Consider the following 14,751-nt stretch of genomic DNA (forward strand, 5'->3'; position numbering starts at 1 on the left):
GGTTGCGATCTCGTCAGGACCGCAACGAGGCCGCCACTTCTCGCAGGGTTTCGGCCGAGCGGCGGAAGAGCTCGAGCTCGCGGTCGTCGAACCGCGTCTCGCGGATGGGTACCGCACCGCCCGCGCTCACGATCGAGGGGACCGACAGGGCGACGCCGGATACGCCGTGGAAGTCGTCGAGCACGGGCGAGACGGGCATGACCGCGTGCTCGTCGCGCAGGATGGCTTCGATGATGCGGGCGGTCGTCAATCCGATCGCGTAGTTCGTGGCTCCCTTGCCCTGGATCACCTTGTAGGCGGCATCGCGCACATCGGTCGCGATCTGATCGAGTTCCTCTTGCGTCATGCGGGGGTGGTGCTCGGTCTCCCAATCCAGGATGGGCACGCTGCCGATCGAGGCGCGGGACCACAGGGGAAACTCCGTGTCGCCGTGTTCGCCGACGATCGAGGCGTGCACGCTCGATGTCGCGACCCCGGCGCGCTGGCCGAGCTTCCAGCGCAAGCGCGAGGTGTCGAGCACCGTGCCTGACGCGAAGATCCGCTCGGGCGGAAGCCCGGACGCTTTCTGCGCCAGGACAGTGAGCACATCGCACGGATTGGTCACGATCACGTAGATCGCGTTCGGTGCGACGCTCAGCAGGTCGGGCATCATCGAGGCCATGATGCGCGCGTTGGCGCCCACGAGATCCGTGCGTGTCTGACCGGGCTGCTGCTTCGCGCCGGCGGTGATGACGACGACGTGAGATCCTTCGGCGACCGACAGATCGCTGCCGCCGATGATGTCACTCGTGCCGGTGAACTGGGTGCCGTGGGCCAGGTCGAGTGCTTCGGCTTCGACCTTCACAGTGGCGATGTCGTACAGGGCGACGTGCCGCGCAGATCCGCGGATCAATGCGGCGTAGGCGGCGCTCGAGCCGACGCTTCCGGCTCCGACGATCGTGACTTTTGAGTTCTCGATGACTGCCATGCGGCCAGTGTGACAGGGTGACGTGCTGCGGACCAGGCCCCTGGTGCGCAGGGCGCGACAGGCCGCCACCGCAGCCCGATGAATCGTCAGGGTCCCTCGGACCGTGGCCGATTGCGGATGCCGACGAACGAGACGACACCGCCGCCGATCATGAGGCCCGCCGTGACGACGGCGGCACGGTGAAAGCCGGCCAGATCGAGCTCGCCACCCAGAATCGTGGCGAGCACGGCGATCGCGAGCAGTCCGGCGACGCGTGCGACGGCGTTGTTGACGGCCGACGCGATGCCTGAGCGGTCGGTGTCGAGCGCTCCCAGGATGGCCGAGGTCAGCGGTGCGACGGTGATCGACAGGCCCAGGCCCATGACGAGCATGCTGGGCAGCACCTGCCACCAGTAGGAGAAGTCCCCGGAAACCGTGAGCAAGAGCAGCGAACCCGCGCCCATCAGCAGCGGCCCCACCGTCATGAAGTGGCGTGGGCCCCACCGGCCGGCGAGATCGCCGACACGTGAACTCAGCAGGATCATGAGGATCGTGATGGGCAGGCTCGCGAGTCCCGCCAGGGTCGCCGAGAGCCCGGCCCCCTGCTGCAGGTAGACCGCGACGACGAAGCCGTTGAGGGCGAGTGCGCCATAGATGAACAGCGTCGCGAGGTTACCGGTCCAGAAGTTTCGCACGCGAAAGAGGTCAAGCGGCAGGATCGGCGCGGCCGCGGTCCGCTGGCGGATGAGAAACCCGGCGAAGAGGGCGGCGCCGATCGTGAACGGGGCCCAGACAGCGGGGGAGTGCCACCCGAGGCGGGGCTCTTCGATGAGTGCGAACACCATCGCCCCGAGCCCCAGCGTGCAGAGCGCCGCGCCGAGCCAGTCGATCGTGGCATCCGGTTTTCGGGTGTCGCGCACATCGGCCCGCGCCATGAGCCACAGCGTCACCCCGATGGGCACGATGTTGATGAGGAACGCCACGCGCCACGACAGCAGGTCGACGAGGATGCCGCCGACGACGGGCCCGAGCACCATCGCGCCGGTGGTGAGGGCGGTCCAGGTGCCGATCGCGCGGGCTTGTGCTGCACCGCGGAAAGTCGACGTGATGAGCGCGAGGGAACTGGGCACGAGAAACGCGCCTGTCGCTCCTTGGACGGCGCGTGAGACGACCAGGAACTCGACCGTGGGCGCCGCAGCGATCGCGATCGAGGCGATTCCGAACCCGACCAGACCGATCCGCAGCACGAGAAGGCGGCCGAACGCATCGCTCACCGAACCTGCGACGAGAATCAGAGCGGCCAGCGTGATCAGGTAGGAATCCACGACCCACTGCTGCGTCGTCAGGCCGCCGCCGAGCTCGCTCGCGATCGCGGGAAGGGCGACAGTGACGACGGTGCTGTCGAGGAACGCGACGAACGATGCCATCACGGCGATGGCGAGCACGAGACGCTGGTTCGTGCGCAGGGTGGTCGCCATGCAGACACGGTACGCCCGTGGACAGGGCACGCGGCGAAGTCCGATTCGCGGCAACCGGCTGCGTGCCGTAAACTCTTCCGCGGTGACGTGTCCGAGCGGCCGAAGGTGCAACACTCGAAATGTTGTGTAGGTTCACCCCTACCGTGGGTTCAAATCCCACCGTCACCGCCACTTGCAAGGCCCCGAATCCCTGTGGATTCGGGGCCTTCGCCATTCCGTCGTTCGCATCCGACAACTTTCCGACAGCCATTCCGGAGATCCAGCTATCGGAGCGGGGTGAGTGTGCTCTTGTGGAGGCACTCATACCTCGCGCGTGCAGCAGATGCCTCTTCGGTGCTGGCTCCCGTGCTCGGAGTGGCTGAACGCGGGCTGTCATGCGCCGCGCGCCCGCAACCAATGTCAGGCGCTCACGCTAGGCTCATTTTTTGACACGGTCCGCCTACATCTGTTCACGGATCGCCGCAGATTGAATACGTTTGAGGGAGGTCGGAGCATCGAACACTTGTCGGAGGTCGTAAAGATCCTCGAGGGCTCCTTGAGGCACGACCCGCGTCAGTCGTTGAACTATGCATTGCTGCTCGCGGAGAAGCTGGAGCGTGGAGGTCACGCAAGGCAAGCTTCGCTCCTGCGGTCGGTCCTTTCCAAGGCGCCTGCACAGGCGGTCGCTCGTGCGTCAAACCTGACCCCGGTGGACCAGGACAGCAGGATCGCGACCGTCGACGTCAGCACACCCAACGACGAGCATCGCGAGGTGGTTCTCCCGCCGTATACCCAAGAGCAGGTCGAACGGTTCACTCAATCAGTACGCGCCTTCGACCGGTTGCAGGCGCGCGGGCTCTCCGCACCAAACCGCCTGCTGCTTCACGGACCACCCGGCACTGGCAAGACGACTATCGCTCGCGACCTCGCTGCTCAGTTTGAGCTCCCTCTCGTGACTACGCGGAGTGACGCACTCGTTTCATCCTTGCTCGGCCAAACAAGCCGCAACATTCGAGAGGTGTTCGACTACGCCGCGCGATTGCCGTGTGTCTTGTTCCTCGATGAGTTTGACGCTCTTGCGAAGAATCGTGCGGACAACCATGAGATCGGCGAGCTTCAGCGCGTAGTAATCGCCCTGCTGGAGAACATCGATGCGTTGGGCGACTCGACTGTGCTAATCGCGGCGACCAACCATCCTCAGCTTCTTGACCCGGCGGTCTGGCGCAGATTCCCCCACAAGATTCAGACCGAACTTCCCGGGCACGATGAACGCGTGTCCCTGTGGCGGACGTATATAGGCGACCTTCCTCTCACCGAGAGGCAGGCGGATCGGCTGGCGGCTGCTTCGGCTGGGCTATCGCCGGCAGCAATCGAGTCGGCAGCTATCGACATCGCGAGAGACGCAGTTCTGCAAGGTAGTGACACGATCGAGTTGCCACGTGCATTTCGGCGGTTGGCTCGCTTCATGCGGTATGAAGAGTTCGAGCTCTTTAACGATGAAGTGAACGAGATCCGATACCTGCGGTCCTGGGCGCCGGACGTCTTCACGATGAGAGTGCTCGCTTCGACATTCCGAACAAGCGCCCGACGCGTGGGCTCTATCATCAACGGGGACGAGAATGGCCGAGTTCAACCCGATCCTGTTGCTTCCTTACAGCCGCAGTGAACTGGGGCGAAAAAGCGGCGGGGGAAACACTCCCGCCCCACTGGTCGACCTCACTCCGGCAGTGCGAGCCCGTATGGCTTCGAATCTGCGACGGATTGCTGATGAGGCGGACGAGCTAGCCGCAACAGCATCTCGACCTCTTCCCGTGAAGATTCGGCTCCATGAGCGAGCGCTAGCGAAGTCAAACAGACCGTATGCCCTGCTAACTCTCGCGGAGCTGCCCGTCGAGGCGGTGGAGGATGCAGGGGAGCTCGTCGTCCCGGCGACCGGGACCCGCTTGCGGGCACTCGCTAGCAAGGTTGTTTCCGCTACCTCGAAGCCGGATCTCTACGCAATATCGACACTCTCTGAGGTCGATCGTTGGGGTCCGGACGATATCTACCGACGGTCGGGCGATGCTGATTCGGACGCCTTTGTGGAGAAGTCGCGTAGTCATCTTCAACCGATCAAGATCACGTTATTCCCTTGGATGACGTCCGTGATCGCAGAACTCGGCGAGATGGGTGCTGCGCCGCGGCGGCAGGTGTCAGGCTACGACCCAGTTGAAGGGCGGCCGGGCACTGAGCTTTCGCGACGGGTGAGCGAATTGCTATCGACCGCCGACCTGGAGGTTATCTCTGTGGTCACAGACCCTAACCGGCCGGTGGTCTACGCGAACGTCGGAGCGACAACGACGGCGAGCTCGCTTGCTGCGGTTCCCGGAGTCAGGACTGTCGCTCTGGCCGATGAGTTCCGCGTCGGGCTGGACAGCCAGCCGCAGATGTTTGCCCCCATTCGATCGTTCGAGAGCAGTGAACTGCACCCCGTCGTGGCCGAAGCGCCTACTGTTGGCGTGCTGGATACCGGGATCAGCAGCACCCATCTGGAGCCGTGGGTAGAGACCCGCATCAGCTACGACATCCTCAGTGAGCAGGATCCTGGGCACGGCACGTTCACGGCTGGCCTCGTGATTGATTCGCTTGGACTTAACGGGGACGCTGCGCGCTATCCGGAGGATCGCGCGTCTGTAGTTGACGCACAGGTACTACCCGCTGGCGGCATCTTTGAGCCCTACCTTCACGAACGGGTAGTTGAGGTAGTTAACGATCCCGCCTTCTCTCATGTAAAGGTGTGGAACTGCTCGTTCGGCACGCCCCGGCCCGACCCCTCGGCGTACGGGACATTCGCCCAGGAGCTGGACGCCCTCTCTGCTAAGCATGGAATCCTCTTCGTCGTTGCCGCGGGCAACTACGCGGGGCCCCCCGATCGAGGGTGGCCTCCTGCCGCCGGGCTTGACCTCTCGGACATGATTACGAGTCCCTCAGAAGCGGTCAACGCCCTGACGGTCGGAGCCCGAGCACACAAGGGCGGAATAGTGGGAGTGGGGGAGCCATCGTCGTACACCAGACGTGGCCCGAATTTTGCTGCGCACGTCAAGCCGGAGGTTTGTCACTGGGCGGGGGACCTCGCGCCCGGTGGAGAGTTGGACGGCTACGGGGTGCAGTCGTTGGTGCCGACCGGGGACCTCGCTGAGTCTGTCGGCACGTCATTTGCCGCGCCCATCGTGAGCGCGACAGCGGCGAACGTCTGGAAGACACTCGCCGATAGCGGATCCGTTTCGGACGTGTCCCCCGAGATCGTCAAGGGGCTGCTTGTCCATGCCGCTGCTTTGGCTGACGACTCTTCGGAGGCCGCCTACCGCGACTATTACGGCTGGGGGGTGCCGCCGTCGTCAGATGCGATTCTGGGAAACGCTGACAACAGCTTCACGACCGTGCATGAAGTGGATATTCCGCCAGGCGGCATCTGGATCAAGGATCCATTTCCTGTGCCGGATTGCCTGATCACCCCTGAAGGAAAGTTTCGGGGCGAGGCCATTCTTACCGTGTCCTATGCTCCCCCGATCAATTCTGCGTTCGGCGCGGAGGCGGTTCGCTCCGAAGTTGAAGGCGCTTTCGGGCGATTCCAGTTCGACCGCGATGGCCGCCCTAGATTCAAGGCGATCACAGCGAGCGAGCGACCGAGCACGGACTTGTGGGAAGCGTCTCAGATCGCAGAGGGCAAGTGGGCCCCTATTAAGACCTATCGGGGCCGCGCTCGGGACGGGGTCGCGGGCGGGAACAGTTGGGCGCTACGACTTGCGCACACTGAGCGAGTCGCGGACGAGGTTGGCCGGAACCAGCGTGTGTATGCCATTCTGACTTTTCGTTCGCTAGGGGAGGACCTTCCGGTTTACGTAGACGGAGTAGCAGCCGTGCAACGGCTGAGGTACGAGAGTAGACAGATGGTTCCGACTACTCAGCTCCGAATCCAGCAGCGACAGGCGTCTCGCGACGCGAAGAGCGAGTAGGTCAACGAGGCGTGCCCAAAGGAGCGGCTGCTGTAGCCGTCCCGTGTGCCGAATTAGCCGAGACCGAGGAGCTCCCCGCCATCCGATAGCCGACCAGTTCCAGGATTTGGTTCGTGCTGGTCCAACTCCGGGAACCGGCGGAGACGTTCGGTCATCTTCGCGGCGCTCGCGGCGCCGATGCCGCTGATGAGACCGATGTCGCCGCGCAGCTCGGGGAACCGGCGGCGGCGCTCAACGGGGATGTCGTTCGAGAGAGCGCGCTTGTGGTGCCGAAGCGCGGCGTCGTCCGCCCGGTAGGTGCCCACGTTGTGGGCGGGCGAAACCCGATCGGACTCTACAGCGGAGACGGCGGGCAGGAAGGCCGCATGCCTCCGCTGCGGCGGCATATCGTCAGAACGAGGGTCGTTGTCACCGGCGCTGCGGAGGGCGTTTCGCCAGCGGCGGTAGCGGGCCGCGTTCTCCACGGTGGCTGTCTTCAGCGCGTGGAACGAGAACTCGTGCCCGAGCCTGTCGAGGAGCACGCCCGTCCAATCGCCGCTTGCCGTGCGTACCTCCCAGATGGCTCCGTGGCGTTCGATACCGGCAAGGCCCGCCAACTCGTGGAAGACCTCCGTGAAGTCTGCGCCGGTGAGGAGGGGGATTGCGCGGAGGACCTCGATCACCTCGAACGCGTAATCGCTCCATCGAGCGGGGTCGGAGGCAGTCATCCCCTTGGCCACCTGGGTGTCTTCGTTCGCGAGCTGCTCCCGGTAGGCGTAGAGGTAGGCGAGGTTGTCGCGCTGACGAGCGAGGAGCGCCGCGGCGGTCCTCCCGGCCGCAAGTGGCTGCCCGGCGGCAGGACCGTCGAGGATGAGCCGTCGTGGGCCAGGGATACCTTCAGTGGGCGACGAGAAGCGGAGACCCGCGCCGCGCATCACGGCGGCGTTGACGGAGGGAGTCGGCAGGTCGCAAAGGATCCTCGTCACCTCTTCGAGGTAGGCGCGGGCGCTGCGGGTGCGGTCGTTGTTGTTCATTTGAACCTCCTGGTTCTGTCGGCGGTCAATCGCCGTACGAGCGATCGAGATGGCGTGCCCGTGCGGGCGTGATGTCCTGGTCCGCAAGCGCGCGGAGGGCCTTGCGGTGTGTGGCGACTGTTTGGGTCTCCCACCTGTTGAAGTCGGGCCCGCGGTACGTCCCGAAGGCATCCGCACGTTCGCGGACGAACCTCGCAAACTCGGTTCGAGCGAACCGCTCGAACCGCTGCGCTAGCGTCGAGCCATCGCCGAGCCGGGGGAACGTGCGGATGAACCGCATCGCGAGAGAGGACTGCCCGTCGAGGATCGCTCGCTTCAGCCCCTCATAGTCCGGCGGTAGCAGCCTCTGCCCAGCCTCCTCAAGGTCGGCGGCCGTCTGCTCCGCGAGTGCCTCCAGACGCGCGGTCGCGCTGGCCTGGCGGGCCACGTGTTCTTCTGCATCGATGCGTGACTGCTCAGCGCTGCGTAGTGCCTCCGCAGCCTCGACGCGCTCGGCCGCGGCTACCCGGAGGGCTGCGTCTGCCTGCTCCTCAGCACGCTTCGCGCGGCTCACTTTCATCGCGAACTCCGCGGAACTGAGGTGCTGTCGACTACGCTCACTGACTGCGTGCTCGACGTCGTACCCGGCCGTTTCCATGCGGGCGCGCAGCTCGCGATGTTGCCGCTTAAGATCCGCCGGCCCGCGGAAATAGTCCTTCTGTGACAAGCGCCCATCCACAGTGACGGGAGTCACAGCCAGCTGCAGCTGGGGCGAATGCTCATCGAGATGGAGCGAGCCGCCGACGATGTTCTCGTGTCCAAACTCGTCCGCCGCCCACGCCCACGCAGCGTTGATGAACTTCGAGGCCGTGGCGTTGATGCCGTTCTCGCGCCAGTCAGCGTTGTGCTCGGCGAACCAAATGGGGTCGAGCTGGAGCACGAGGCCGCGGACGAGCACGGCGTCCTTCCTGAGCGGTCGCTTCACCGTCGCGAGGCGCTCGTCGAGGAAAGCCCGGAGCTCATCGGACGGTGGGGCGCCATCGACCGAGCGAAGGAGACGGAAGCCGCCCGTGCCGTCGTTTACGAACGACTTGTTGAGGTGCGTGCGCGCGGGGTCGATGTTCGGGTTCGTGTGCCCGAAGTCGAATCCGGCCGCTCCGTCTGCGTCGCGAGCGATGTGGCGTACGAAGGCGGTCAGGTGCCCGCCGTCGCGCCCGACCTTGTGCGAGGCATCGAAGGTCATCGTGTAGGTCATCGTCCGCCCCTCTCGGGGCCGCATCCGCGCGCCGTCCGTCCACTGGACGGGCGACCCGTGGAGCCTCCGGCGGCGCTCCCGCGGGGCTGACCCTTTCGTGCAGGGAGGGCCTCGCCGGTGTTGACCTGGGTGCTCGACTCTCCCTGCACGAAAGCGTCAGGTGTAGCCCCATACACCTTCAACGGCGCTTCGCTGGTCGAAGGTTCCTGGTGCCCTGCGGGGCTCCTCCGCGCGGTGCGCGTCGTACGTGCCCTGGTCGGGCACGCGGCCCCCGAGGCGCTGGTCGCACCCCGGAAGTCACCGTCTTGGAGGCGCGTGCGCACCTCCAAGACGGGGAGCGGGCGGGCGGCAGTCGCCGCTGGTGCGGGGATCTCGATGTCAACCGACATCGCCGTCACCCGCCTGGTGCTGCTCGGCAGCCTCGGACTGCGCCAGATCCTCGAGAGCGAGCCACCCCGCCCCAGAGGTGAACGGGACATCGTGGCTTCGTGCGGCGAGATCGAACATGAGCGACGCGATAGTGCCGTTTGCGGAGTGCTGGATCTCATGCACAGCGCCGTAGGTGAGCGCAACGCGCTCGTACTCGGGCTGCCCATGCCAGCCCTTGCCTGTCTGGATAGCGCGCTGGTACGGCTCAACCCGCCCGGTGCGCTGCACCGAGTAGCGGAGGATGTCGTCGTCGCGGTAGACCTTCACGATCGAAGCGAGGCGGCGGATGAACTGATCGAGAGCCTCGTCGACTTCGCCCTTCTTGCGCGCGAAGAAGAAGAACTCAACGGGCTCGATCGTCGCAGTGATGACGATGAGCCGCGGCGCGACGGCCTGCTTGTTGCGGTATCTGGCCCGCGCGGGCGAGGCGTTGAAGGGGTCGAGCAAGAGCAGCCAGTCGTTCGCATCCATGGCTGAGGCGCGGAGGTCGTCGAGCAGGACCACCTCCTCTCCGCGCCAGTCATCCAGCGGGTTGCCGGTAGCAGCGCGGTACAGCTCCCACCGCTGCCCGAGAGAGGCGGCGTACGCGACGGCCTGCCCGATGAAGTCCGTCGCGAACCGCGTCTTGCCGATGCCCGAAGCGCCGTGGATGTAGACGACGGAGGTCGAGAAGTCCCCTCGCTGGAGCTTCACGGCCGCGCGCATCGCGCGGCGCTGGGCGTACGCATCCAACGCGTCGTCGATGACCCGCGCGTTGCGGGCGTAGACCTCGTAAAGGTCATCGGTGAGGAGGATCTGCGTCTTGCTGACAAGACCATCCAGAACCTTCGAGCGCAAATCCTCGACGTTCTCGGCGGCGCGCTTCTTCACGACGTGTGCGCGGCCCTTGATCCAGTCGGCGTAACGCTCTCGGTAGATCGCCCCGAAGTTGGGACCGCGTACGGTGGCCACGTCAGACTGCGCGTACTGGAACTTCTCCGAATACTTCAGACGCGTGAGGTACGAGAGGTTGTTGTCCAGCGACTGGCTGATGGTCCCGCCGAACGCCTCGACCCGCGGAGAGTTGCCGCCCCGCTTCGGCTTCTCGACCTGGTTCGCGGGAATGCCCACGCGCTTCGCGAGGTAGCCGACCGTCCCGCTCCGGTAGGTCGCGCGCGTGTCGCCTTCGAAGACGACGATGATGTGGATGTGCCGCTCCTTCGGCACCTTCACGTAGTCACCGCGCGCGTCGTCCCACACGTCGATCTCGTCACGGTCATGGATGATCGCCCAGCAGCCGACGACCACGGCACCCGGGTGCTTCTCTCCCATGTCGTGGACACCGAACAGGTCCCCGACATGCTCCAGTCGCTTGACGATGTAGGCCGCGATCTCCGCGGCCGTGCCCTTCTCGACCAGATCCCCGGCCTGGACCAGCGTCAGACCGAGTCGGTTGTCGATGACAGTGCCGTCGTCGGCGCGGCGCTCGGAGTCTGCCGTCGCCCAGTCGAAGAACTCGGGCTTGAGCTGCTGGGTGATCTGGATGAACTTCACCCGTTCCTCGCGCGGGGGCTTCTTCTCCTTCGCATCAGCCACGACGACCACCCCCACGCGCCAGGTGGCGCGCATTGGCGACCATCGCGCAGCCATTGCGCACCGAATGCCGCAACGAATACTGTCCCCGGGCTACGCGGGCTCCGCCCGCATGATTGCGCCTATGACCGGGGAATTTATTTCTTTGCGGCGAATCGACAAGCCCTTCGCCGCACCCGTTAGAAGTGGACTGAGCCCGAGGAGTGTCTGCGGTGAGTCTCATCGGTGAACCTCCTCGTGTGTCGAGGAATGCTCCTGCGTAAGCAGCCAGGCATCAACGGACTCGGGGCGGTAACGAACACCGCGGCCGACTCTGACAAAGGCGGGGCCTGTGGCGGGCGGGCCGACTCGCCACTCGGCGAGCGTGCGCTCAGTGACGCCGAGGCGCGCGGCGAGCACAGCGGGCGACAGGAGGCCGTCGAGGATGGGAGCCGTGGGGCCTGTGAGACGGGCCTCAAGCTCGTCTACGCGGACGAACAGGGCTGCGAATGCGTCGACGTCAATCGCGATGGTGGTCAACCGATTCAACTTTCGAGAAAGGACGACACCCACCCCTCGAGGGGTGTGCATCCTCTTCTCGAGAGGATCGGTAGCGCCCACTGTAGCAGGCGCTTTGTGCCGCTATGCAGCCCTAAGCTCACTTTTGCACCCAACCAGATCGACCCACACAGGAGAGCAATGGCGAGCGTCAGCAGGGATCCGCGAATCAAGGGTGTTGGATACCGCGTCTCGTACCGCCGGCCGGATGGGACGAAGACGAGCAAGGGCGGGTTTCGGCTCAAGCGTGACGCGGAGGCGTATGCGGCGACGGTAGAGGTCTCGAAGCTGCAGGGCGCATACATCGCCCCGAGCGATGCGCAGGCCACGGTGGGAGTGCTTGGGCGGGATTGGCTAGAGGCCCACAGGGCTGCCGTGAAACCATCAACGCACCACAGCGACGAGAGTGCTTGGCGCATTCATGTCGAGCCGAAGTGGGGCGCGCGCAGGGTCGGGTCGATCCGACACACCGAGGTGACGGCTTGGGTTGGAGAACTGAGCAAGAGGAAATCGGCCACGACTGTGAAACGAGCGCACGGCGTACTCGCCGCAATTCTCGACGGCGCGGTGCGTGATCGCCGCATCACGGCTAACCCTGCTCGGGACGTGAAGACCCCTCGCAAGACCGCCAAACCGCGGGCGTATCTCACGCACAGGCAGGTTGAACAGCTCGCGCGCGCATCCCGCTACCCTGACCTAGTCCGCTTCCTGGCATACACCGGCTTGCGCTGGGGCGAAGCAACCGGCCTTCGAGTGAAACACCTTGACCGTGTCCGCCGTCGGGTGAGTATCGAAGAGAACGCGGTCATCGTCAATGGGCACATCCAGGTCGGCACGCCCAAGACCCATGAGCGCCGAACGGTGCCGTACCCGCCGTTCCTTGACGAGGCTCTCAAGCGCGCCAGCTTCGGCAAGTCAGGGGACGCATTGCTCTGGCCCGCCGAGGAAGGTGGCTATCTGCGCCCGGGCAATGCTGCGTCCGGTTGGTTCGCTGGGGCGGTCAAGCGAATCCGCGCCGATGATGTCCGTATGGCTGAGCCTAGGGGAGCTGGTGATACGGAGGTCATGGTGATGCCGCGAGTAACCCCTCATGACCTTCGTCACACTGCGGCGAGCTTGGCGATCAGCGCCGGGGCCAACGTGAAGGCCGTGCAGCGCATGCTCGGGCATGCAAGCGCGGCCATGACTCTCGACACGTACGCGGACCTATTCGAAGATGACCTGGATGATGTGGCGATGGCGCTAGCCCGACACCGCGATGCCGCGCTATCTCCGCAAACAGAGAGTGAGTAGGTAGGGATCCTGCGCTTGCCGCACGCGCGCCCGAAAATCGGTCGAGCGTCACCCGAGGTCAGCTCAGGTGGCTTGTGTCGTTCGCGGCTATCAGGGCGGGGCGCGCGAAGTAGCGAGGGTTCTTCACGAAGGCGGAGCCACGCCCAGACTTGTCGTGGATGATTGGGGTGCCGCGCGTAACGGTTTCGCTGGCCTTCTTACTTGATAGAAGGAAGACCTGGACCTGTTCCCCAGCGGGCCAGCCGTTCTTGAGGCCGTACCCCATGACCTTCGCGAGTCGCTGATCGACTGTCGAGGCGGACTTCGATAGACGGTCAGCCTCCTGCCGGTTCCATCGAGCCGGTACGATCTTCTCTTCGATCAGGGGAAAGTAGGGCTCAATCTGCTTGTTGACGTAGAAGCCCATGTGGGTCACCTGTGCGATCGATCGATCACTGGCACAGACGTAAGCCGACGCTCGTTCGTACATCTGGATCGTCTTATCTGGGGCTGCTGCGACGATGACGACGTCGCGCGCGGGCGCCACAGGTCGGGCGCTCGCGATTGAAGAAACGCTCTGAATCCCTTCAAGCCAGACCCTCGCATCCGGGTCGATCCATTCCACGAGCGAGAGGAGCTTCTTCAGCTCGATTCCGGGGTCGAAATCGAGAAGCGAGTCCTGGTGTGCGCACCTGTTGCGAAGGTGCCGCATGTCCGTAACCGCCTTGTGTACAGCTTCTCTTGTGCCTGGCGAGCCCGGGAAAACATGGCGGAGATGCTGGCGCCAGAGCTCCTCGTTCGCGGGGCGTTGTTCAAGGAGGTTGGTCCAGAAGCCCAAGGTCAACTCCGAGATGATCGCGTCGGGAGCTGCCACCTTCGTGGTTGGGTCCATGCGGCGCCCCGCGGCCTTCACCACGCTGTCGAGCTGCTGGTGCCAGGGGTACCCGAGGGGGTGAATGGTCGATAGGCGCTTCATCATGGCGTTGCGGACGAGAACTTCAGTGTGGTGGAAGCACTCGAACAGCGCTGAGGCGACTCGCGCGTTCCACTCGTACAGGCTCCAGGCCAGAGTCGTGTCGCCGTCGCAAGCAGCTAGGAAGGGAGCGAACCTCGCAGGCGAGATCCAATCCACCTTTCGTTGCGTCATTTTGTGTTAGCCTCTCTGCATTCCGCCTCTGTCATCGTAGATGGCACGCGGTCAGAGGGTCCGTCGTTGCCTATGCTCCCCGGGAGTACGCATGTCGGACCCTCCGCCCTTTTTGGGACTAGCGACCGACCGGCGGTGCAGGAGGCGGCGGACGCGACCGCCGCTCCACGTGCGACAGCAGTCCGACAGCAATCCGACAGCCAACTTGATGTGAGTACGGGTTGCGGCATGTGTTCAGATGGGTGCTATTTCCGCGGAATTGCGCTGTCCACGCAGAGCTGCCGCGAAACGACCGGGGGCCGCCGCGGGTTCAAATCCCACCGTCACCGCCACCGTCGAAGCCCCGCGATCCCTTGTAAACACTGGGATCGCGGGGCTTCTTCTTTGCCTGGAACGGGCTCGTGGGAAGATTTTGGGAAGATTCGCTCTTCTCACGGCTGCCCGCGGCCGATCATTCCGCGGTCGCGAGAGCTCTCGGGGATCACGATGGTTCGCTGGGTGTGGCGTGCGCGGCTCAGCGCTTCGGCGACGTAGTCGAGGTCATCATCGAGCAGGTCGGCGTAGGTATCGAGCGTCATCGCCGCGCTGGCGTGTCCGAGCATTCGTTGCACCGCCTTCACGTTCGCCCCGGCGCGGCCCCGACAATTGGAGGGCTTATCGTGGGTGCAGGCGGCTGCTTCATCCTGAGCCTCATGTTCAATGCCGCCCTCCCGCCCGAGATCTGAGTGAAATGGAGAGAGGGTGGAGGGGAGGCCAATGTCTCAATCACGGAATGACACGACTGGGTGGGGCCTGATCGCGTTTGGTGCGATGATGTGCGGCCTGGCGCTCGCCGGAATATTTCAAGTATTCGGCCCGGTCCCGGCTGGCACGCCCGCGACCATAACGGTGCTGGGCCTTCCTATCGGCGTTGTCTCCGTGATCATCGGCATAGTCCTGCTCGTCCGACAGCGCCGTGAGTGACAGCGCCAAGGACGATTCGCGGGACCTATTGCCCAGCCATGCCCGCAAAGTGAAGCGGCCGGCGGCCACGCCGGAGGTACCAACCTCAGCGGTGCGCATGTGCCCGTGCCGACTGCTTACGCCACCAAGGCACAGGCTCGACGCGGTCAAGCCCCAATGCGTGGTGTAGCCGTTGGTAATCCTTCT

At 64.7% G+C, this 14,751-nt stretch carries 11 protein-coding genes, 1 tRNA gene and 1 pseudogene; 4 read left to right on the forward strand and 9 right to left on the reverse strand.

Annotated elements, in window-relative coordinates; translation table 11 throughout:
* Positions 1-13: 13 nt before the first annotated feature.
* Both AC25YV_RS12075 and AC25YV_RS12080 read right to left on the reverse strand, forming a co-directional pair.
* Complete coding sequence (locus AC25YV_RS12075) at positions 14-967, reverse strand: L-lactate dehydrogenase (RefSeq protein ID WP_488124101.1); 954 nt, start codon at positions 965-967, stop codon at positions 14-16.
* An 86-nt stretch (positions 968-1,053) separates the two neighbouring features.
* Positions 1,054-2,424 (reverse strand): MFS transporter, encoded by a 1,371-nt coding sequence (locus tag AC25YV_RS12080; protein WP_488124102.1) that lies wholly within the window; start codon positions 2,422-2,424, stop codon positions 1,054-1,056.
* Positions 2,425-2,505: 81 nt separating this feature from the next.
* Between AC25YV_RS12080 and AC25YV_RS12085 the strand changes: the two genes are divergently transcribed.
* The 3 genes from AC25YV_RS12085 (at position 2,506) to AC25YV_RS12095 (ending at position 6,398) form a co-directional block, all read left to right on the forward strand.
* Positions 2,506-2,595 (forward strand) — tRNA-Ser (locus tag AC25YV_RS12085).
* Positions 2,596-3,112: 517 nt separating this feature from the next.
* Positions 3,113-4,069 carry an AAA family ATPase gene (locus tag AC25YV_RS12090; RefSeq protein WP_488124103.1) on the forward strand — a complete coding sequence of 319 codons (957 nt, stop codon included), beginning with the start codon at positions 3,113-3,115 and terminating at the stop codon, positions 4,067-4,069.
* Complete coding sequence (locus AC25YV_RS12095; protein ID WP_488124104.1) at positions 4,023-6,398, forward strand: S8 family peptidase; 2,376 nt, start codon at positions 4,023-4,025, stop codon at positions 6,396-6,398. Before AC25YV_RS12090 ends, AC25YV_RS12095 begins: the two co-directional genes overlap by 47 nt.
* 53 nt (positions 6,399-6,451) lie before the next feature.
* Here AC25YV_RS12095 and AC25YV_RS12100 read toward each other — a convergent pair whose 3' ends face one another.
* The 4 genes from AC25YV_RS12100 to AC25YV_RS12115 form a co-directional block, all read right to left on the reverse strand.
* Positions 6,452-7,411: a hypothetical protein gene (locus AC25YV_RS12100; RefSeq protein WP_488124105.1), complete on the reverse strand. Its 960-nt coding sequence runs from the start codon at positions 7,409-7,411 to the stop codon at positions 6,452-6,454.
* 25 nt (positions 7,412-7,436) lie between these two features.
* Positions 7,437-8,645, reverse strand: a complete 1,209-nt coding sequence (locus AC25YV_RS12105) for a plasmid recombination protein (RefSeq protein WP_488124106.1) — start codon at positions 8,643-8,645, stop codon at positions 7,437-7,439.
* A 378-nt stretch (positions 8,646-9,023) separates the two neighbouring features.
* Positions 9,024-10,682, reverse strand: coding sequence for a Rep family protein (locus tag AC25YV_RS12110; RefSeq protein WP_488124107.1), 1,659 nt, complete (start codon positions 10,680-10,682; stop codon positions 9,024-9,026).
* A gap of 183 nt (positions 10,683-10,865) precedes the next feature.
* The gene (locus tag AC25YV_RS12115) at positions 10,866-11,165 is read right to left on the reverse strand and encodes a helix-turn-helix transcriptional regulator (protein WP_488124108.1); all 300 of its coding nucleotides are present in this window, start codon (positions 11,163-11,165) and stop codon (positions 10,866-10,868) included.
* Positions 11,166-11,324: 159 nt separating this feature from the next.
* Here AC25YV_RS12115 and AC25YV_RS12120 point away from each other — a divergent pair, with 159 nt between their 5' ends.
* The gene (locus tag AC25YV_RS12120) at positions 11,325-12,476 is read left to right on the forward strand and encodes a tyrosine-type recombinase/integrase (protein ID WP_488124109.1); all 1,152 of its coding nucleotides are present in this window, start codon (positions 11,325-11,327) and stop codon (positions 12,474-12,476) included.
* 58 nt (positions 12,477-12,534) lie between these two features.
* On the opposite strand, the gene AC25YV_RS12125 is transcribed toward AC25YV_RS12120, so the two are convergent.
* The 3 genes and pseudogenes from AC25YV_RS12125 to AC25YV_RS12135 form a co-directional block, all read right to left on the reverse strand.
* A complete protein-coding gene (locus AC25YV_RS12125) occupies positions 12,535-13,602 on the reverse strand; it encodes a hypothetical protein (RefSeq protein WP_488124110.1) in 1,068 nt (355 codons plus the stop codon).
* A gap of 431 nt (positions 13,603-14,033) precedes the next feature.
* Positions 14,034-14,234, reverse strand: a pseudogene (locus AC25YV_RS12130) (hypothetical protein); the annotation flags it as partial.
* A gap of 133 nt (positions 14,235-14,367) precedes the next feature.
* On the reverse strand, positions 14,368-14,751 hold a 384-nt coding region (locus AC25YV_RS12135; RefSeq protein WP_488124111.1), incomplete at its 5' end, for a hypothetical protein.

The sequence above is a fragment of the Microbacterium sp. Y832 genome (assembly GCF_057669765.1).

What these genes read in the sequence shown, in the direction of transcription:
- AC25YV_RS12075 (WP_488124101.1), bottom strand. Translation starts at nt 967, where the DNA reads ATGGCAGTCATCGAGAACTCAAAAGTCACGATCGTCGGAGCCGGAAGC.
- AC25YV_RS12080 (WP_488124102.1), bottom strand. Translation starts at nt 2,424, where the DNA reads ATGGCGACCACCCTGCGCACGAACCAGCGTCTCGTGCTCGCCATCGCC.
- AC25YV_RS12095 (WP_488124104.1), top strand. Translation starts at nt 4,023, where the DNA reads ATGGCCGAGTTCAACCCGATCCTGTTGCTTCCTTACAGCCGCAGTGAA.
- AC25YV_RS12100 (WP_488124105.1), bottom strand. Translation starts at nt 7,411, where the DNA reads ATGAACAACAACGACCGCACCCGCAGCGCCCGCGCCTACCTCGAAGAG.
- AC25YV_RS12105 (WP_488124106.1), bottom strand. Translation starts at nt 8,645, where the DNA reads ATGACCTACACGATGACCTTCGATGCCTCGCACAAGGTCGGGCGCGAC.
- AC25YV_RS12110 (WP_488124107.1), bottom strand. Translation starts at nt 10,682, where the DNA reads ATGCGCGCCACCTGGCGCGTGGGGGTGGTCGTCGTGGCTGATGCGAAG.
- AC25YV_RS12120 (WP_488124109.1), top strand. Translation starts at nt 11,325, where the DNA reads ATGGCGAGCGTCAGCAGGGATCCGCGAATCAAGGGTGTTGGATACCGC.
- AC25YV_RS12125 (WP_488124110.1), bottom strand. Translation starts at nt 13,602, where the DNA reads ATGACGCAACGAAAGGTGGATTGGATCTCGCCTGCGAGGTTCGCTCCC.